Genomic DNA, 19,305 nt, shown 5'->3' on the forward strand with positions numbered 1-19,305 from the left:
AGTCCTTTTAGGACTTTTAGATAAAATTATTTCTTTGCCATCGAGAGAATTGTAGTTACAAGGCTCCATTTTTTCAGGCTCTTCAACAGAGGATATGGAAGTTGAACCTGTATTGGGATCCACATAAGGAGAACTAAAACAACCAGTTAAAAATAGAACGAGAAAAATTGAACTAATGAGTTTTCTCATAAAATGGACTAAAAATATGACTTAAAATTTAGAATTTATTTTTGAAAGTATGCCTAACGACATTGCGCTTAAGCTGCAGGCGCTGGAATATCGAATTAGTTAACAAATGAAAGAGTAACTAATAAATAGGAAGCGAGCAAGAAAGGGCGAGGCCTGTCCGCTGATAGCGCCGGGTTAGTTTGGGGCTGAAGATGTAGAACCAGCAACGGCTTTGATAAAAACAACGGAAGAACACAGCGGACGTAAGATGATTTAGCCCCGACCGGCCAGGACAAAACGGGAAATAGGATTTTCGGAAAGGAAGATAGCTTTAAGGCAAATTGAATAGTGGAAAAGGCAACCCAGAAGCGGCTGAAAAATGGATATTTTTACAGCCGAAACAGCCTTTATTGACAAACCGCGAAGGCCGGCGGGCAAACTAACGACATGGCGCATAAGCTGCAGGCGACAAAGTTTTGAAATATTTTATAATTGAAATAAGTACTATAAAAATAAAAAGCGGACAAGACCTGGCGAGGCCTGTCCGCTTAATGCGCGGGTTAGGTTGCTGTATCTAATTTGGAAACAAATAATTTATTGGATTCCGATTACCAGCTTTTTTTTCATAGATCTTGTTTAAATATAATTTTTTAATTTCTTGATCTTCTACTTTAAACCCCTTGAAGTATTTCCTGCCTCTTTTCTCATTAACATACCATTCTTCAGGTTTAAAAATTGCTCTTATAATCCCTCTGTATTCACTTAATACAAAATCTACCTTTTTGACACGATTCATATTTAGTCGCCAATACTTTCTAGTTGCTTCATACAGTGACATTTCCCTATTGAAATTTTTATTGATATTTATGAGCAATAAATTATGCTCAACTGAGCTTAAATTTAGAGGACTTACAGAATAAATATTTTCGATCTCTCTTGCTTTTGAAATTCCATTTTCAAAACTGTAAAAACCTCTGTTGATGTTCGTAATATTAGATAAGTATTCAAACTCTTTATGAGTGAATACATCAATTAAAGCTGATTCAATTCTAAGTGCTGATTCTTCACTTAAACCTCTTCGTATGATGTAATGTTTTACATTATAACCTTCATTTTGAATTTCTTTAATTAAAGAAATTTTATCTGTTTCATCTCCCTCCAAATTGTTTATATGGCTAAAAATTCTATTGCCCCTACCTTTACCAACATAGAAAACCATGTTATTTCTTGGATCCATCAATATATAAACATAGTATTTTATTTTTTCTATTGTACTTTGTGAAAAGGTAGAAATACTCATAAAAAATGGTTTGTTGATTTAGATTATTTAACAATTCCTTTACTATCAGTTTGATAAATATAAATATCGCTATAACCTCTATTAGTTTTACTAAAATCGCCATCATTAGAAGAGGCACTACCTGTAAAAATAAGATTGTCATTTGATGAAATTACTGAGAGCCCGGTGTCATTTTTAGAACCACCAAATGTTTTAAGCCAACTCTTGCTCCCATTAGAATCTAATTTAGCAAGGAAAATATCAGATTCACCATTATTTATATCTTGAAAATCCCCACTGTTTGAATAGGTAATTCCTAGAATTATATAACCATTATCCATTATTTGGGTTACAGAATTTCCTACCTCATTATTTGACCCTTTATAAATATTTGTCCATTCTACCTTCCCGAAGGAATCAACTTTTAAAATATATGCTGACGAATTATCACTATTGTTATTAGAACTAAAAATCCCATCTATGGATTTAGTTCCCCCAGTCATAATGAACCCGTTATCATTTGTATTAGTAATAGTTTTTACTTCATCTGGGCCACTTCCTCCATATGTTTTTTTCCATTCAATATCCCCGGTGGAATTGATTTTGAGCAAAAATATATCAGAATAGGCATCATTCCCACTGTGATTCATCTCATCAAAAGTGCCATCATTTGAATATGTATTACCGGCTAACGCGACCCCTCCATCATCAGTTGCTACAATTGACGAACCAAAATCTCTCTGAATGCCACCATATGTTTTTTCCCAAATTACGTTTCCATTAATATCTATTTTAATTAGAATTATTTCAGGTTTATCATAAGAGGATGTTTGAATATCACCTGTGATATATAAGTTTCCATCGGTAGACTGGGTAATGGAACTTCCGAAATCGGAGGTAGGACCACCAAAAGTTTTAGTCCATTCTAGACTTCCTTTTGAAGTTAGTTTTATAACAAAAATATCACTACTACCTTTTTGCATTCCATAAAAATCTCCGTCATCTGAGTCAGTGCGTCCAGTTATTGCAAAACCTCCATCTGAAGTCTGGATAATTGAGGTGCCCATTTCGGCATCTTTACCTCCATAGGTTTTAACCCACTGTTTATTCCCTTCAGAATCAAATTTTATAACATAAATTTCATGGTATGAAACACTCAAATTACTAAAATCACCATCAGTTGATCCTGTATATCCTGTTATTACATACCCTCCATCTTGAGTATTAGCTATTGACAATGCATTTTCTCCTTCTGATCCGCCGAAAATTTTTGGATAATCTTTTTTTTCTTCAAAGACCGCTGTTACTTCTTTGGATGCATCGACAGTAATTTGAGTTGGATTTTCAGAACCAGATGTTGCCCCCGTCCACTCAATAAATTCCCAGCCTTCGGCAGAGTTTGCAGTTAACTCTACGACTGTACCATGTTCATAGTCTGTGGTTTTTTGTTGGACAACTTCCTCACTAACGGCACCCTCACCTTCAGTACTGACGGTTAATTCATAACTTTTCTTTTCAAAGACTGCAGTAACTTTTTTGGGATTATCAACGGTAATTTGGGCAGGATTTTCACTACCTGTAATATCACCTTCCCATTCGACAAATTTATACCCTTCGGATGGATTGGCAGTCAACTCAACAACGGTTCCATGTTCATAATCTTTAGATTTTTGCTCAAGTATTTCCTCGTTGACAGCACCTTCTCCCTTTTTAGTGATTGTCAATTCGTAAGTTTTGATCTCAAAGTTAGCTGTAATATCATAATCTCGATCAATAGTTAACGAATGTGGATTATTGGTAGATTCAATATCTCCTGACCACTCTGTAAACACATAGCCTTCATTAGGATTTGCTTGCAGTTCAACTTCTTCGCCTTCATCATAGGAGTCTTCTGCAGAAGGGGATATTGAGCCTGCATCAGATGGTGTAACGTTAACAGCTACAGAATAAGTGGTAACTTCTTCTTTGTTATCGTCTCCACTTCCATTATTTGGATCAGGACCTGTTCCACTGTCACTGCATGAAATAATTGATATGCTAAATAAAAAAATGAAGGCAAATAGTAGCTGTCTCATCAAATGATTTTTCTTTATTGAAATTTGTACCCGCCAGAAGGTAATCCTTGTGTAGTAGTTAAGCAACCTAACCTATACTTATTGATATAGTTTCTAAAGCACTCATTGTATGCATAATATAACAAAAGGTCTACTTGTCGATAGGGAAGTGTGAAGCTATGATATTATGGATACTATGAGGGCTATATCGTTTACAGATAACATTTACGCATAAAGTATATTATTTATCGAGATAAATATGCTCCAGGGAGGGAATCTATTGGCGAGCCAATTGTAATGAAATACGATGAGGTAAATTATTTTATTATGGTTGTCCGTTTTGATAAAAGCAGTTGTATCTCGATATCGATAACAAAGAATAACTACTTTCTTTACTTTACATAATACAAATTATACGACACTCGCACAGGGATAGTTTATTTACTCCATAATAACCCCGAACGGTGTTATATATCGTCAACCAATTTTATATCTATCGACAAACGATATAATATTAACCTATCAATGAGATTAACCCAATTACTATCAAATATAGATTCACTGATACGTATACTCAATTCAAAAATAAGCTCTTTAAAAGAAGTGCTTAGATTTATTGCTCATCTTTAGTACCTACTTTTCTATATTTTATTAAGTATTCATCTATATGTTTTAGAAATATTATCTTTCATAAAAAAAGTTAGCATCAATAGATTTTTGCTATATTGGCCTCTTTTTAAAAAATAAAAGCCCTAATCGGAATTTATTATGCCCAAAATCCCTCTATAAGTCCTATAAGTGGGTATAAAATACAAATTTGGATTCTAAGCGGCTAAAATGAATTTATAATGGTTAAGTATGTCTTAGTTGCAAAAAAATAAGGGTTCTCGTCTACTTTCTACCTTTCCCGAATAAATATGGAGCTAAAATGGTATTAATTGAGTACTCAAATCAATATAGAGTTTTATTTAGGTATTAATATTTGGATCCCGTAAAAAACACATTATAATATGATAGGTTTAAAGAAATTATCTGGTCACATTCATCAAGGCAATTTTATTAAATAATTATATAACTTAGCATATGAAGTATTTTCAAAAAATCTTCCGATTTGCTTTAACGCTTTCATTATTGATTGCTTTTTCTGACGTACATGCCCAATCTATTTTAGAAAAACTAAAATCCAACAGTCAAACATCCCAGTTTGCACAAGCACTGGAAAATACTGGTGTTGATAATCGCATAAACCAAGCGGGACCTTTTACGGTATTTGCACCAACAAATGCCGCTTTCGATAAGCTTAGTGTCGGACAAAAGTCGGATTCGAATCTACTTCTTAATCACATTTTAACCGGGATGGCTACCGAGCGTAGTTTGCGAGCAATGTCTGATATAACCTGCTTGAGTGGCAAAACGATATCTGTTCAAAATAAAAATAGTACTAACCTGACTATTGAATCGAACAGAATTAGTGTATCAAATATTAAGACAAGCAACGGAGTTATTCACATCATTGATGGAGTCATAAAATAACCCGATTTCACAAAGGGCATATCACTTCTAAAGCATGGGCAATCAGGGTGATATTAAATTTACCTGATCCTTGTTCTATTATTTCACCATCAGCATGAATATCTATATTATCAGTAAAAGAAAGGGAAAGTTCGTTAACTTCTGTGGATCTTACTTGAGGGATTAGCTGCGGGTTTTTAAATAAAAACAATGGCAGTAAAAAAGGGATTGCCCATTTCGCTATCGGTTTAACTAAAATAGTGTTTAATTTACCATCAGTAACGGATGCATTAGGCGCAATCCAGAAAGAACCACCCTCTACCCTTCCATTTGCCAACGAAAACATAATAGCCTCCTCTTTAGAAATCTCTCCATTTTTATGCTTAACGGTTACTTCAAAAAAGGAGTGATTTATGACTGCTCTAATAGCAGATATCGCATACGTTAAAACTGGATGCAAATGCTTTAGTTGCAATGCATAACGATTAGTTAGGCCGTCAAAGCCAAATCCCAATGTATTTAAAAAGATAAAATCATTGCATTGCCCGACATCAATAGAGACGGCCTCTTCTTGTTTTAACACAGATATGGATTGTCTCAATTTAACTGGAATATTAAGTGTCTTACAGAGATCATTGCCTGTTCCCAGTGGCACAATCCCCATCTGTTTTTGAGTATTCATAAGAGGTTTAGCGACTTCACGGACGGTTCCATCACCACCGCACGCTACAAATACATCAAAATCTTCAAAATTCTGATTGATAAAGTGGGTTATATCACCAATTTCCCGGGAGTAAAATAAGTATGCATCATTGAATTCAGAAATGAACGTCCGCAAGCGCTCTACTTTTATTTCCGAACTCCCTCCTTGTGCAGCCGGATTATATAAAAAAGCATAGCGTTTCACGTGCCAAAATTATTTAGATACGATTCTAAAATAACCAGACAGCGTTGAACATCATCAATAAATACCTGCTCACCCTTTTGATGATACGGATAAATGGAAGGCTCTAATGCTACTGAAACCGTAGTAAAGCCATTTTCTTTGTTAAACTCTTCTCCGTAATGCAGATAATCATTGGTGTTATTATCTACTTTAATATCAGGATCGATAGTCAAAAATCGATTCACGGCTTGTTGGGTCTTTTGGATGAGCTTTTCTGTGGGATCAAGATCATTTAGCTCCCAGTGATTGGCATATAAGGCTACCCCTTTATCTCCTTTAAATAGCGGAGTTGTATCCAATGTGATAACCTCATCAGGCACCGTTTCCAATGCTATACATTTCTGTGCAATGCGTCGAGCCCCCATCCCATTTGTGTATCCTTTGCCATTATTCTTTAATATCTCGGGATGCTCTTTAAGTCCCATTTTCTCCTCCATTTCAGAAAAGAAAAAAAGCATGTTCGGCCACTGACGACTCTCAGCCATTTCGGCCAATGTTACCACCATTCCCAAACCAGCACTATCGTCCATTGCTCCTTCAATTTGATCCTCGGAAACTTTGACCGGTAATGAATTGGGGTAATCAGCACCATAATGGTTAATTTTATCGAGATGAGCCGTTAATGCAATTGTCGGTAACTCATTACTATCACCAACCTTAAAAATCAAGTTATTGCCTTTAACATTAATTTCTTCAGCCGGGATATCATCAAATACCCGTCGAATATATGGATGGAGCCGTTCTTCGTAAGAACTAAACGAAGGAACATTCGCAATTTCGGTAATATGTATTATCGCCTGATCTAACATTATTAAGAAGTGGTAAATGCGATATCGAAATGACCATCATCTTCAGCTTTAATGGTAATTTTGTCAATAATGGCATTTGTATTAAGGGGGCTGTACAGATGCGGAAATTTTTCACCGGTATCTGCATCCTTTTCATACTTAATATCTTCGTGAAGTGTGGTGGCATCAATGACAAGCAGCAAAATTTCGTCTTTATCCCCAAAAATTCTATTTGCCGTATCTTCAACTTGTTCCCCTGTAGAGCAATGGATAAACCCCTCGCTATCAAGGGATTCCGGTTCAAAACTTCCACTATTATTAAAGGTTTTCCAATCCTCTTTGGTAGTTATATGAAATAAAAGATCGTCGCGCATAATATGATTAAAGTAATTTTGAAATTATTCGTAAGCTAAATGTAATAAGGCATCCCCTTTGTGAACCACAGGAGCATAGTTTAAGCCAATTACCTGTCCATCGTGCGGACACTTGAATTTAAACTGCTCATTCCCATATGGGTCGTTGACATGCCCCAAGACCTGGCGTTGTTTAACCTTATCACCAAGTTCAATTTGGGGGCGAAATAAACCGGCGTATTTAGCCCTAACCCACGTTGTCTTTCGATATATTTTGGTTTCCTGGATGGGATTGGGAGCCTCATCTCTAATCCCGAGATGTTTCATTAGTCTCAGTGTGCCATTGATTCCTTCCTGAATACCAAACTCATCAAAACGGGTAGATTCCCCGGTCTCATATACTAAAATATGTTTACCTTTTTTATGAGCCGCTTTTCGAAAAGATTTCTCGATAAGAGAAGAATGAATTACAAAGGGAGCTCCAAAGGCTTCTCCAAGCTCTTTATTCTTTTCGATATCAAGGGTACACCGTATTTGTGGATAATTCGACCGAGCTGCTCCACCGGTATGAAAGTCAATCCCGTAATCAATCTGTGGTACGATTTCATTCATTAAGGTGTGGGCCAACAGACGTGCCAGTGATCCTCCCTTTACGCCCGGAAAGCTGCGATTAATATCTTTACCGTCAGGTAATCCGCGTACATTTTGGATAAACCCGTACACATTAACCAACGGAAGCGCAATTATACTCCCCTTCTTTGGCATTAGCAGATCGTTAGAAATCATCCGGCGGATAATTTCTATGCCGTTCAACTCATCACCATGTAACCCGCCGGTAAGCAGCAGCGTAGGTCCGTCCTCTTCAGAACGGAAAACATGCACCGGAAGATCGATATTGGTATAGGTAGGTAGCCGGGCAATATTTAGCTGAATCTCCTTATGTTCTCCTGGTTCAATTGTATAGTCGTTAATTGTTATAGGATCAGGCATTTCTTGTCAGATTCTGACTCTTCCGGGGACTATTCTTTATTTCGGTCGCCTTACGCTCGACGAATGAGATAATACGTCCGGCAATATTCTTACCTGTTGCCGATTCAATGCCTTCCAATCCGGGTGAAGAGTTTACTTCGAGTACCAGCGGGCCTCTCTCGGATTGCAGCATATCTACCCCTGCAACCGACAATCCCATCGCACGAGCAGCGATAAGCGCGGCCCGACGTTCTTCTTTAGTTAACTTAACCAACTCCCCACTGCCCCCGCGGTGAATATTGGATCGAAATTCGCCTTCAACCCCTTTTCGCTTCATAGCTCCAACAACTTTACCGTCCACAATAAAGGCTCTGATATCTTCTCCTTTGGCCTCTTCGATATATTCTTGAACAATCACACGTGCCTTCATGCTGTGGAATGCCTGAATAATCGATTCAGCCGCTTTAAAAGTCGGTGCCAAAACAACACCAACGCCCTGTGTTCCTTCCAATAACTTAACGATTAGCGGTGGACCGCCAACCGATTCAATAATTTTCCGTACTTCGGTAGAATAGTTTGTAAATACTGTTTTAGGCATTCCAACACCCGCCCGAGCCATTATTTGCAGGCTTCGCAGCTTATCTCGAGAACGTACAAGCGCTTGAGATTCAACAGCGGTAAATACTTTCATCATCTCAAACTGTCGTACAACTGCAGATCCATAAAACGTTACAGAGGCTCCGATACGGGGAATTACAGCGTCAACACCTGTAACTTTGGTCCCTCGATAATAAATGCATGGATTGTCCTTTTCGCTAACAATATCGCATTTAAGATGATCTAAAACGGTAGCGTCATGACCGGCTTCCTCAATAGCTTCGGTAAGGCGAGAGGTAGAATAAAGTTTAGAATTTCGGGATAATACAACTATGTGCATGTATGATTATGTCTGTTCTTTGATTTCTTTTTCCGATAAATATTTTTGGGATACATCAACGAGAAACCGTCCATTAATTAGTTTCCGTCCAACCAAGACGGGATATCGCATCTCGGAACGGTCCGTAAGCGACAATTCAGCCGTTAAAAGCCTATCAAAAAGTTGAACCTTCGTTTTTACAATAAAACGCTCTTCCCTTGATCCATTGGAACTTTTAACCACTTTTTTACGGTGTATCGGCAGCTCAAAAAGTTTGTCGTTATAAGTTTCATGCGATGGATCTAATAAGTTGAACCGCACATATTCCCCCTCATCCTTTTGAACCGGTTTTATATGATGACAGTGCAAGCTGGAGGTATAAGCTCCGGTATCAATCTTTGCATCGATGCCATATAAATCCCACTCGGGAAAATTGATTGGTTCTAACCTGCCAATAACTTTAAGATCTCTTTTTTTAGCAGCCATTTTACCAATACATTAATCATTAATGTAATCCACCCCAAGTATACAAGTTATTCGGCTTTGTATCATCTGTTAACTTTCAAATTCATTTCTTCTAAATTTATTTCTTTTTAATACTTTACTACTGTAAAATTTAACTCAACCATCAACTTATTATGCACCGTTCATTTCAAAAATTATTCCCCCTAAGCGTTCTGCTTTTGGGACTTCTTTTTACCTCTTGCAGTAGTTCCTCAACACTTCAGCACCCAACTACTTCGGCCACGCTCTGGGCACAAAATGCAGCTGAATATAAAGCACTTACAACATCCGTTTATAATACTGCTCTTTCAAATCTGGGGATGGCTATTGAAGATTCCTATTGGACTGCCTACCCCAAACAAGAAGACCAGAAAATGCGTAAGCTCCCTGCTGCGGTTATTTTGGATGTGGATGAAACCGTGCTGGACAATTCCCCTTTTCAGGCTCGGATGATCAAGCAGAAAAGTAGCTTTGACCCGGAACAGTGGAATGATTGGGTAATGGAGGCAAAGGCAAACCCGATCGCCGGGGCTGTAGAATTTACGCAACGAGCGGCCGATCATGGCGTTGCTGTTTTTTATCTGACGAATCGCGAAACTAAGGTCGAAGAAGGAACCCGCCAAAACTTAAAAAAACTTGGGTTTCCACTTTCTGAGAACCAAGACCGGATTCTAAGTAATAATGAACGCGATAATTGGACATCGGCTAAAACAGAACGTCGTGCGTATGTTGCTAAAAACTATCGTATTATTATGATTTTTGGAGATGATCTAAATGATTTTGTGCCAGCTAAGGGTATTTCCCAGCAAGAGCGGTCCGAACTTGTTGAAAACAATAGTAGTAAATGGGGTAAATTTTGGTATGTATTACCAAACCCCTCTTACGGCTCGTGGGAGAATGCTCTGTACAACTTTGATGATTCTTTAAGTCCTACCCAAATTGACAGTGCGAGAAAAGCTCGTCTCAATACAAAGAAGAATTAATTTATTATGGCCAGGCAAAAAATTATTGAAGAGTTCTTTAAAGAAGAATTGCAAACCTCGGGTGGTTATTCTATTTACACCAATCTATTTCTTTATAAAGACAAACAACTGTTAAAAGAAAATCGACTGAAAGAATTTGCAGAACGTCAAATCGATAAAGCGAAAAACATATTTTGGGCGGTATCGTTTAGTGTTTTTATTGCTACATTTTATTCTTTCTGGCATCTTATCCAATTTGGGCAAGGTTGGCATTGGAGTGACTTAACTATAGGATTAGTATTGTGGGCTGGACTCATTTATATCCTAATAAAAGCCTGTAAAGAGTATTACACCATAACCAGCTCAATGACTTTGTTCATAAAATTATTAGATGAAGAACAAGCTGATGGGATTGAATGATTATATAATTCAATTAAATAAGGGATCCGTGTTTTTGGATCCCTTATAAAAAAAATACATACTCTTTAAGTGTGGTGAATCTTAAGCCGATCCATTGTTTTTCTTTTCGCGTATTAGCATTACGCCTAATACTACAGCCAGTAATACACTGCCACCGAGCAGATAAACAAGAATATTGTTAGACCGAGGCTGTGCAATCTGGGTCCATTCATCTACCTTCTGATTCAACTCTGAAGTCTGTTCCCTGCTTAATACATTGGCATGAGCTAAATTACTCGTCCACTGTACCTCTACACGATCCCAAAACTTCTTAAATTGCTGGAGATCCTTATAATTTTCTTCAGAAGGATTATCCCGGCTCTCCTTAATCTTTGAATCCAGATATGAATGTAAGGCTGTATTAAACTCACCAGCTGACTCAAAAGTACCAGCCTCAATATCCTGCTGAGCAAAATAATCTTTCATAGCCTCAACAGAATTTGTTTGTAGCAGGCTGTTCCATTTATCTATGTTTCCATTTATGTTCTTAGCCAGCATATTGGCATTATCCCCTTCATAGACTTCATGAATTTTATTGCCAAGTCTATCCCACATGGCCTGAAACTGATTATTTACTTCGGCCATACGCATATAATCGTCAATCTGTAACTTTGAGGCATTTTGCTGTAACACCTGGAGGTTTTGTTCTGAAATATCATGAATCAATTTCAGGGCATCATTTGTCTTAATCCTTGATTTTTGGTCGTAGTCCTCCATTTCTTGCAAGGCCTCCAAATCCATATCCTGATATGTTACAACCATTGAATCAATGAACGTTAAAATAAGTTCATCACGTTTTTCTAAGTTTTTCCGATACTGACGAACCATATTTGACAGCTCCTTTTCACTCTCGGTAGACTTACGAATAGCCGTTTTAAGAGAATCAGTCTGTTTATTGAGCTGGTTTAAATTATCCTCATAAGATGCAACTTGAGTCTCAAGTTTATTAAGCTGCTTTTGCTGTTCCGTAATAGTCTCAACCTTATTGAGCGTCTGAACGGATGATTTCTTCAGACTTTCCATCTGCTCATCGTAGTTATCCGGATATAGGGCTTCATCAAGCAGTTCTTTATGCTCGCTAAAATCTTGATCGAATTGTTTAATAGCTTCGATCAACTTCTCTGCACCGTTGGGTGATGATACGTTCTCTACCTGTTGTTCATAGTTAGCATATTGCTCCTTAAAAGTTTGTTGTATCTCATAATCCGACTGTGCTTGCTGAGCATACAGTGTTGATGACAAAAGCCCAATTACAACTGTTACTAATATTGTTATTCGAAGTTTCATAATTAGTTCACCTCTTGTTCAGCCATTTGTTATTCTTCTTTTTCAATACTTTCTTCATGTACTTTCCATACGTCTCCTGTTGATCGATTAACCAGCTGAATGTGCGTATTACGCTGATTAAACGCAGGTTCTGCTATGGCTTTATCGCCTATCTTCAGCGTTTCTTTTAATACCAGCTTCCCTTTTTCGGGAGCCATAACATATACGTTTTTATAATCGGGAGCAGTTATATAGTAGTACCCTTCATTACCTCGAATGTACCGTACTTGTTTAGTAGTTACAGAAGAAGTGTCTTGGGTTTCAGCGTATTGAATGGGTTTGATATTAAAAGTTATCCCGTGCTTGGGATCTTCAACTGTACCATCCTCATCAGGTTGTAATACTGATTCTATTGATTGCGAGTAATCTACTTGACTGATAACCATTGATTGCTTACAGCCTGTCAGAAGCACCACTGCAATCACAGATATCATCATAACCGTCTGTATAAGTGATTTCATGATACCATTTATTCTATTTTATTAGTTTAATTAAACTATAATTTTGCTATTCAACTTTTTATAGAGGGTATCACAAAAAAATGTTCCTTAAAAGAACTACGGTAGTCTCCAAATTGATGATTTTGAAAATAAATTATCGATATGAGTTCCAGAAGGTTGGCCAATCCCCCCCCCTCGGAAATTGGGATGCTGGAACTATTAAGAGATAAGTACAATATTCCTCTTACCCCTTCTTTAGGAATGCAATTAGTAGTTGTTAAACACCGTCCATTTACCGTATTTTCGGGTTCAAATTGTCAGGCTGAAAACAGTTATTGATCAACAAGGAAGTAAATTAAATGGATTCTGATATTTCCGGTGCCCAAAAACATCTTCGATTTATGCAACAGGCCTTTTTTCTGGCTGAACAGGCTTATGAAGAGAAGGAAGTACCTGTCGGTGCTATCGTAGTAAAAAATGATCGCATTATTGGGAAGGGATATAACCAAACGGAACGCTTAAACGATGCCACCGCTCATGCTGAGATGCTGGCCATTTCTGCGGCTTGCTCTACACTTGGACAAAAATACCTTCAGGATTGTACAATTTATGTGACACTTGAACCCTGTCCTATGTGTACAGGTGCACTCGTCTGGTCAAAAATTGATCAGGTAGTTATCGGTGCGCTGGATGCAAAAGCGGGAAGTTGTGGCAGTGTTTATAACCTTGCAGAAAGCAACAAATTAAATCATCAAGTTGATGTTATGCATGGATTTATGGAAGAAGACTGTGAGTGGATTCTAAAGAAATTCTTCCAAGAGCGTCGTTCAGAAGGAAATGGACGGCCCAACTTATGACGGCGTAATTTGTTGTTTCCTATTACTACTTCGGGATTGGTAGTCATGAGATGTGTGTCCTTTTATAAGCCCCTTTAATGATGATAACGGCTTGCCAATAACATGGCGATACAAAAATTGTATAGCTTCTTGAGCTTGGTTTTGGATAAAATCCGGAACATCCCTGTCAGTAACAAGATAATTCAGAAATTCAACCACCTCCTGCTCTCCCATATTATTGGGATGTTCCAGATTGTGATAATAGATAAAACGAGTAATCCAACCGATATATGTTTGCTCGGTGTAATAGCTCATTTCCTTTCTTCTTATTTCTGTACGAATCTTGCTAAGAAGTACTGACTTTCCCATAGATCTCTCCTTCTCTTTTATTGCCTTTATTAGTAAGACCACAGAGAAAGGAAATCCTTACATTTTTTTTGAAGACCGTATTAATAAAGTGAACTTCATATAGCCTTTTAGGAACACAATTTATTTACCTATAATTGGACTGATCAATATGGAATAAATTAAAGTCTCTTACCGTATATAAATTTTTTTGCTATGGCTGGATCATCAAAAAAAGTTATTTATGCTGCACTAATTGGAAATGGACTTATTGCTATAACAAAGTTTATAGCTTCAGTGTTAACGGGTAGTTCAGCAATGATGTCGGAAGGTATACACTCTTCAGTAGATACCGGGAACCAGCTGATGCTATTATTAGGATTGAAAAAAGCAAAAAAACCGGCCGACAAACACTTTCCTTTTGGACACGGTAAAGAAATTTACTTCTGGAGCTTTATTGTTGCTATAATGATATTTGCCGTGGGTGCTGGCATTTCTATTTATGAAGGTATTCACAACCTGATGGATCCCCATCCTGTTCAGAACCCGATGATAAACTATATCGTGTTAGGGATAGCTATGATCTTTGAAGGCTTTGCCTTGTATTTTGCATGGGGAGAGTTTGATAAAGCTCGCGGTGAACGCGGGTATTATGAAGCGGTTCGTAAAGAGAAAAACCCAACATTATTTGTCGTTCTATTTGAAGATTCCGCGGCTATGCTGGGATTAATTGTAGCATTTATTGGCATAGCATTAGGCCAATATACCGGGCTTCACATTTTTGATGGCATCGCTTCTATCATTATTGGAATTATTTTGGGAATCACAGCTGCCTGGCTTGCTTATGAAACAAAAGGACTGCTCATTGGTGAAAGCGCAGACCCTAAGATAGTAACAGGTATTACAAATTTAGCAAACGATTATCAATTTATTTCAGATGTTAACGAGGTCTTAACTATGCATATGGGACCAAATTATATCCTTCTAAACCTGAGTGTGAATTTTAAAGACAAAATGGATATATCGAATGTAGAGGAACATATCACGACCATGACCTCACAAATAAAAAAAGAGTATCCCCTTGTAAAACGTGTATTCGTAGAAGCAGAGAATAAATGACTTACAAATATTTTAGATTATTTGTATATAACTATATGTGACAGCAGTTTATTGGAATGGCAAACAAGTTATTAGTAGTACCCTTTTTTTTGTTATCGGTATATAGTATTGGTTTTGCCCAAACCACAGAACGGGTTGGCAATCAGGAAGCTGATTCTAATTTTACAGATCGACTTGCCTGGGTAACTAAAACGGATACAGATATCCATGAAATGAATTTTACCTTTGGCTATTCATTTGGATCTACAAAGGGATTCTGGGGCAAAATTCCGAAAGCTACTCTCAGTATTTATACCCTCCGGTACAATCGAAAGCTGGCAACATACAACAGCACACATCTGCTTGAATACACTGCTGAAGTTAATTTAGCAGCAAATTATACGCTCTCAAATACAGCTCGATATCGAGCTGGTTCGTACAGTGGATTTGGAATCACTCCCCTGGGATTTCAATTTAATTTCAATCAACATAATATTGTACAACCCTTTCTTAAGTCATCAACCGGCTTTATGTATTTTAAAAAGCCCTTTCCCGATAATCGTGGCGTTCAGTTTAATTTCACGCTCGAATTGGGTACAGGAGTAGAAATTATGGTCTTAGATAATATCTCTCTTTCATTGGGATATAAATACCATCACATGTCTAATGGTCAACTTGGCAAAATTAATCCCGGGATAGATTCAAATATCTTCTTTACCGGTGTTACTATTTTTTGATCTATTTAAACGACTATCCTATAAATTTGCTATAACAATTTTTGCTTGGTCTCGTAATATACCTGTAAAAATTCCAATAATAATTAGCGCATTTGTAGGCACCAATGGATAAAGTTAAATTTCTGCTTGCTACATTATTCACTTTCTTACTAATCTCTCCCCTATCAAGTCAAGCCCAAGACAGTACCAATTATCAGGACTGGGAAAAATACGATCTTACGTATCGTACCTATCGTATAACACTTTTACCTGGGTTAAGTACTAATGGTATTGATGCCGTTGATTATGTCGCAAAATATTCTTTCAACTTATTAGGCGGATACCACGGTGCACTACACGAGGGATTCGAACTTGGAACGCTGATTAATGCCAATAAATATTATGCCTCTGGTGTTCAGATAGCTGGTATTGGTAATTACTCAGGAGATAATACCTTGGGAGTACAAATTGCCGGAATAGGAAACTATAGCGGTAACAGCATGCAGGGAGTCCAGGTTTCAGGTATTGGAAACTGGGCTTCATCAGATATTCAAGGTGTGCAATTGGGCGGGGTATTTAACCTGTCAGGAGGTAACATTGAGGGATTACAATCTGCAGGAGTATTTAACGTAGCAAGAAATGACATACAAGGGCTACAATTTAGCGGAATATTAAATCTGTCGGGAGATAGTATTGAGGGAATGCAATATGCAGGGGCATTCAACATAGCAAAAAATGATATACAGGGACTTTTAGTCTCAGGAGTCGGTAATATCTCCGGTGGTAATATTCAAGGATTACTGGTGAGCGGATTTGCAAACATCGCCCGGCAGGATATGCAGGGTATTATTACATCAGGAGGAATAAACTACGCTAAAACGTTCCAGGGAATAAGTTTGAGCTCGGTAAATATCAGTCAAGATTTTCAGGGCATTCAACTGGGCTTGGCGAATATTGTGGATGAAGGCCAAGGTATTCAGGCGGGATTAATAAATTATGGAAACGAGTTTGAGGGCATTCCCGTCGGACTTATAAGCTACTACAGAGATGGCAGACAAAATCTTGATTTTTGGACTACCGAAACCGGGTTTACGAATATTGGGATTAAACTGGGAACAGAACAAGTTTACAACATGCTTTCAGTTGGATTTAACCCCCTGCTCAATCGGGATGTCTGGCAGGTTGGATGGAGTATTGGAAAATTACGAGAATATGAGAATCACGACCTCTATTCTGACTTCTCGTACTTTAAAATCAATGAAGGTAGTTGGACCAAGGATTTAAATTCGATATTAAAATATCGTCTTCTATTCGGAAAAGAAGTAAATGAAGATTTTAAGTTTTATAGCGGCCCCACCCTAAATATGCTCATTTCGCGATTGCAGGGTAGCGATGATTATGCTCCCTATCGACTATTTGATATTAAAGCCAAGGGCCGACAATATGTTTTCTGGATTGGAGCAACACTGGGAATAGAATTATTTTAGAAGATACCACCAGAGACATTTTCACCTTATATTCTTCTGATCACTAACTAAAGTCCTAACTATGACATCCAAAACACAGATATTACAATCGGCAGAGTTCAATCCCCGGATAAAAAGGTATTTACTGATATATGGGATGTTAATCTCTATTATTACTATTGTAGGGATTGTTCTGCTCCCCATTTACTTCATTATTGCACCTATCATAATTAACAAATACTTCAATCGATTGAGCGCGGAGTTAACAACACGAGCCCTTCGTTTCGAGAAAGGAATACTATTCCATGTAGAACGCACGATTCCACTGGATAAAATTCAGGATCTCACCTTCAAAGAAGGTCCCCTTCTCAAATTTTTTGGGTTAAGTATCCTCAAAGTAGAGACGGCTGGCGGTAGCGGACAGGGACAAGCCGATTTGACACTCATTGGCATCACAGATGCTTCCGACTTTCGCAGCAAGGTTTTGGATCAGCGTGATAAAGTGACAGATAACCAATACCAGTCCTCAACAAGTGAAACCGATGAATCTACCTTGGCTGTGCTCAAAGAAATCAGGGATTCGCTACAATCAATAGATCACAAAATGGATTCGAAATAGGTTTTTAGTCAAAACCTTGTGCTGTTTTTTCAGCAATCTTATCGTTGTACAAGTACAACAGTCCCATCGCTATGCCCCATTGTACGGCAATAGTGGCCACAGAAAATGCGCTGAGTGGGTTGTACCAACTGTCGGGGGCGTAAGATGTGATACTAAGGTATATCCACCAGACGAGTAGTGATATCACCTCTACCGGCACTACATATTTAATGATGACTGTCCACCATTTTCCCAATTCATACTTGTGTTCACTGGTATTTACGATAGTTGATCTAAATTTTTCGGGGTCAAATTTGATGATAGCAAATGATATAAACGCACCGGAAACCATCAGTCCTACTGCCCAAACAAAATCCTGATTGGCCAAGATGTCCGTTGAAAGTGCTGAAGGCATCCCTAACAGGAAACCGGTAATACAAATGGCAATTGTGGCATTTTTTCGGGGAAAGCCCATATCCACAAATACACGGCTGGCTAATTCAATCATTGAGATAAGCGAGCTAAAAGCTGCAAAGGTTAATCCTAAAAAGAAAAGGATAGCAAATATTTTTCCTCCGGCCATCTCATTAAAAAGCTGAGGCATCCACATAAAAGTTAATCCAGTGGAGGCCGGACCTGAAGTTTTCATAATATCCAGAATCTCTCCATTGCCCATATTGCTGCCAAGCGTACCGAATACGGTGGCGAAGATCGTCATTGCCGCCAGAAGCGATACAATATTATTACCAATACCTGTTTGAAAGGCGCTGATGGTAATATCATCTTTGGTACGCATATAGGCTCCATAAGTCAAGATGAGTCCCCATGCGGCACCGGTATCCCAGGCATTTTGAGTCAGCGCTTCCAGCCACAAACTTGGCTGTGTCAATGTAGCCCAATCGGGCGTAAAGAGGTATTCAAGCCCCTGAAAACTACCTGGAAGGGTTACTGCTCGTATAAGCGAAATTACTACGACTAACAGTAACGATGGAATAAGTATTTTGTTAATCCGCTCGATGGATGAAATCCCTTTTACGACAATGAGGCCCCCGAGCCCAATCATTATCGCGTGAAACACTGAAGGCCACATCGACCCTTGGAAACCATACCAAATAGTTTCTGCCTGACCCATATTGGCCGGCAAAGTCGAAAAGATGGACTCTATCAAATAGTAGAGACACCAACCGGCCACTACGCTGTAGTAAAACATTATTGCTGTAGATACAAAACCGATAAAGCTGCCCATCCAGGCATACTTTCGTCCGACCAGTTTTATAAATGACCCAATGATTCCTTTGCGGCCATTACGACCAATACCGTATTCGGCTATAATCAATGGAATCGAAAACAGGAACAAGCAGGTAATCCACGCAATAAGGAAAGCCCCGGCTCCCTCCTGTCCTCCATTTTGTGCGGCAATACGAGGGAACCGCCAAATATTACCTGTGCCAACAGCAATACCCAATACACTTAGAATAAGACCTAATTTCGTTGAAAAAAGATCTCCTGACCCATTTTTTTCGCTCATATAGCGTATTCCTCATTATCTGATTGATTTAGGATTTCCAGC

At 38.2% G+C, this 19,305-nt stretch carries 21 protein-coding genes; 8 read left to right on the forward strand and 13 right to left on the reverse strand.

Annotated features, from left to right (window positions below):
• From CK503_RS16205 to CK503_RS00010, 3 genes are all read right to left on the reverse strand, one after another.
• Positions 1 to 189 (reverse strand): hypothetical protein (locus CK503_RS16205; protein ID WP_217988277.1); only part of this gene is annotated, 189 nt, incomplete at its 3' end.
• A 553-nt stretch (positions 190 to 742) separates the two neighbouring features.
• A complete protein-coding gene (locus CK503_RS00005; RefSeq protein ID WP_095604730.1) occupies positions 743 to 1,468 on the reverse strand; it encodes an LEM-3-like GIY-YIG domain-containing protein in 726 nt (241 codons plus the stop codon).
• Between the two features lie 23 nt (positions 1,469 to 1,491).
• A complete protein-coding gene (locus CK503_RS00010; RefSeq protein WP_095604731.1) occupies positions 1,492 to 3,522 on the reverse strand; it encodes an InlB B-repeat-containing protein in 2,031 nt (676 codons plus the stop codon).
• 1,062 nt (positions 3,523 to 4,584) lie between these two features.
• Between CK503_RS00010 and CK503_RS00015 the strand changes: the two genes are divergently transcribed.
• Positions 4,585 to 5,034 carry a fasciclin domain-containing protein gene (locus CK503_RS00015; RefSeq protein ID WP_095604732.1) on the forward strand — a complete coding sequence of 150 codons (450 nt, stop codon included), beginning with the start codon at positions 4,585 to 4,587 and terminating at the stop codon, positions 5,032 to 5,034.
• Between the two features lie 7 nt (positions 5,035 to 5,041).
• Here the strand turns inward: CK503_RS00015 and CK503_RS00020 are convergent, their stop codons facing one another.
• From CK503_RS00020 to CK503_RS00045, 6 genes are read right to left on the reverse strand one after another with little or no spacing between them, the layout of a single operon-like run.
• A complete protein-coding gene (locus tag CK503_RS00020) occupies positions 5,042 to 5,920 on the reverse strand; it encodes a diacylglycerol/lipid kinase family protein (protein WP_095604733.1) in 879 nt (292 codons plus the stop codon).
• A complete protein-coding gene (locus CK503_RS00025) occupies positions 5,917 to 6,768 on the reverse strand; it encodes a M28 family peptidase (protein WP_095604734.1) in 852 nt (283 codons plus the stop codon). The genes CK503_RS00020 and CK503_RS00025 overlap by 4 nt, the downstream gene beginning before the upstream one ends.
• Before the next feature lie 2 nt (positions 6,769 to 6,770).
• The gene (locus CK503_RS00030; RefSeq protein ID WP_095604735.1) at positions 6,771 to 7,121 is read right to left on the reverse strand and encodes a DUF952 domain-containing protein; all 351 of its coding nucleotides are present in this window, start codon (positions 7,119 to 7,121) and stop codon (positions 6,771 to 6,773) included.
• A gap of 24 nt (positions 7,122 to 7,145) precedes the next feature.
• A complete protein-coding gene (locus tag CK503_RS00035; RefSeq protein WP_095604736.1) occupies positions 7,146 to 8,090 on the reverse strand; it encodes a succinylglutamate desuccinylase/aspartoacylase family protein in 945 nt (314 codons plus the stop codon).
• Complete coding sequence (gene rimK, locus CK503_RS00040; RefSeq protein WP_095604737.1) at positions 8,083 to 9,006, reverse strand: 30S ribosomal protein S6--L-glutamate ligase; 924 nt, start codon at positions 9,004 to 9,006, stop codon at positions 8,083 to 8,085. The genes CK503_RS00035 and rimK overlap by 8 nt, the downstream gene beginning before the upstream one ends.
• Positions 9,007 to 9,012: 6 nt before the next feature.
• Positions 9,013 to 9,471 carry an ATP-dependent zinc protease family protein gene (locus CK503_RS00045; protein WP_095604738.1) on the reverse strand — a complete coding sequence of 153 codons (459 nt, stop codon included), beginning with the start codon at positions 9,469 to 9,471 and terminating at the stop codon, positions 9,013 to 9,015.
• Positions 9,472 to 9,623: 152 nt separating this feature from the next.
• On the opposite strand from CK503_RS00045, the gene CK503_RS00050 reads away from it, so the two are divergent.
• Positions 9,624 to 10,472: a 5'-nucleotidase, lipoprotein e(P4) family gene (locus tag CK503_RS00050; protein WP_095604739.1), complete on the forward strand. Its 849-nt coding sequence runs from the start codon at positions 9,624 to 9,626 to the stop codon at positions 10,470 to 10,472.
• Between the two features lie 6 nt (positions 10,473 to 10,478).
• Positions 10,479 to 10,871, forward strand: a complete 393-nt coding sequence (locus CK503_RS00055; protein WP_095604740.1) for a hypothetical protein — start codon at positions 10,479 to 10,481, stop codon at positions 10,869 to 10,871.
• Between the two features lie 81 nt (positions 10,872 to 10,952).
• On the opposite strand, the gene CK503_RS00060 is transcribed toward CK503_RS00055, so the two are convergent.
• Both CK503_RS00060 and CK503_RS00065 read right to left on the reverse strand, forming a co-directional pair.
• Positions 10,953 to 12,197: a hypothetical protein gene (locus CK503_RS00060; RefSeq protein ID WP_095604741.1), complete on the reverse strand. Its 1,245-nt coding sequence runs from the start codon at positions 12,195 to 12,197 to the stop codon at positions 10,953 to 10,955.
• Between the two features lie 29 nt (positions 12,198 to 12,226).
• The gene (locus tag CK503_RS00065) at positions 12,227 to 12,697 is read right to left on the reverse strand and encodes a hypothetical protein (protein WP_095604742.1); all 471 of its coding nucleotides are present in this window, start codon (positions 12,695 to 12,697) and stop codon (positions 12,227 to 12,229) included.
• 338 nt (positions 12,698 to 13,035) lie between these two features.
• Here CK503_RS00065 and tadA point away from each other — a divergent pair, with 338 nt between their 5' ends.
• Positions 13,036 to 13,533, forward strand: coding sequence for a tRNA adenosine(34) deaminase TadA (gene tadA, locus CK503_RS00070; protein WP_255233293.1), 498 nt, complete (start codon positions 13,036 to 13,038; stop codon positions 13,531 to 13,533).
• Here tadA and CK503_RS00075 read toward each other — a convergent pair.
• The gene (locus tag CK503_RS00075; protein ID WP_095604743.1) at positions 13,528 to 13,881 is read right to left on the reverse strand and encodes a site-specific integrase; all 354 of its coding nucleotides are present in this window, start codon (positions 13,879 to 13,881) and stop codon (positions 13,528 to 13,530) included. The genes tadA and CK503_RS00075 overlap by 6 nt on opposite strands.
• A gap of 192 nt (positions 13,882 to 14,073) precedes the next feature.
• On the opposite strand from CK503_RS00075, the gene CK503_RS00080 reads away from it, so the two are divergent.
• From CK503_RS00080 to CK503_RS00095, 4 genes are all read left to right on the forward strand, one after another.
• Complete coding sequence (locus tag CK503_RS00080; RefSeq protein WP_095604744.1) at positions 14,074 to 14,976, forward strand: cation diffusion facilitator family transporter; 903 nt, start codon at positions 14,074 to 14,076, stop codon at positions 14,974 to 14,976.
• A 56-nt stretch (positions 14,977 to 15,032) separates the two neighbouring features.
• The gene (locus CK503_RS00085) at positions 15,033 to 15,692 is read left to right on the forward strand and encodes an acyloxyacyl hydrolase (RefSeq protein WP_095604745.1); all 660 of its coding nucleotides are present in this window, start codon (positions 15,033 to 15,035) and stop codon (positions 15,690 to 15,692) included.
• Positions 15,693 to 15,796: 104 nt separating this feature from the next.
• The gene (locus tag CK503_RS00090) at positions 15,797 to 17,158 is read left to right on the forward strand and encodes an LA_2272 family surface repeat-containing protein (RefSeq protein ID WP_095604746.1); all 1,362 of its coding nucleotides are present in this window, start codon (positions 15,797 to 15,799) and stop codon (positions 17,156 to 17,158) included.
• Positions 17,159 to 17,219: 61 nt separating this feature from the next.
• Complete coding sequence (locus tag CK503_RS00095; protein ID WP_095604747.1) at positions 17,220 to 17,756, forward strand: PH domain-containing protein; 537 nt, start codon at positions 17,220 to 17,222, stop codon at positions 17,754 to 17,756.
• 4 nt (positions 17,757 to 17,760) lie between these two features.
• Here CK503_RS00095 and CK503_RS00100 read toward each other — a convergent pair whose 3' ends face one another.
• Positions 17,761 to 19,263, reverse strand: a complete 1,503-nt coding sequence (locus CK503_RS00100) for a sodium-dependent transporter (protein WP_095604748.1) — start codon at positions 19,261 to 19,263, stop codon at positions 17,761 to 17,763.
• Positions 19,264 to 19,305: the final 42 nt, after the last annotated feature.

This window comes from Fodinibius salipaludis, from assembly GCF_002287075.1.
Taxonomy (GTDB): Bacteria; Bacteroidota; Rhodothermia; order Balneolales; family Balneolaceae; genus Fodinibius; species Fodinibius salipaludis.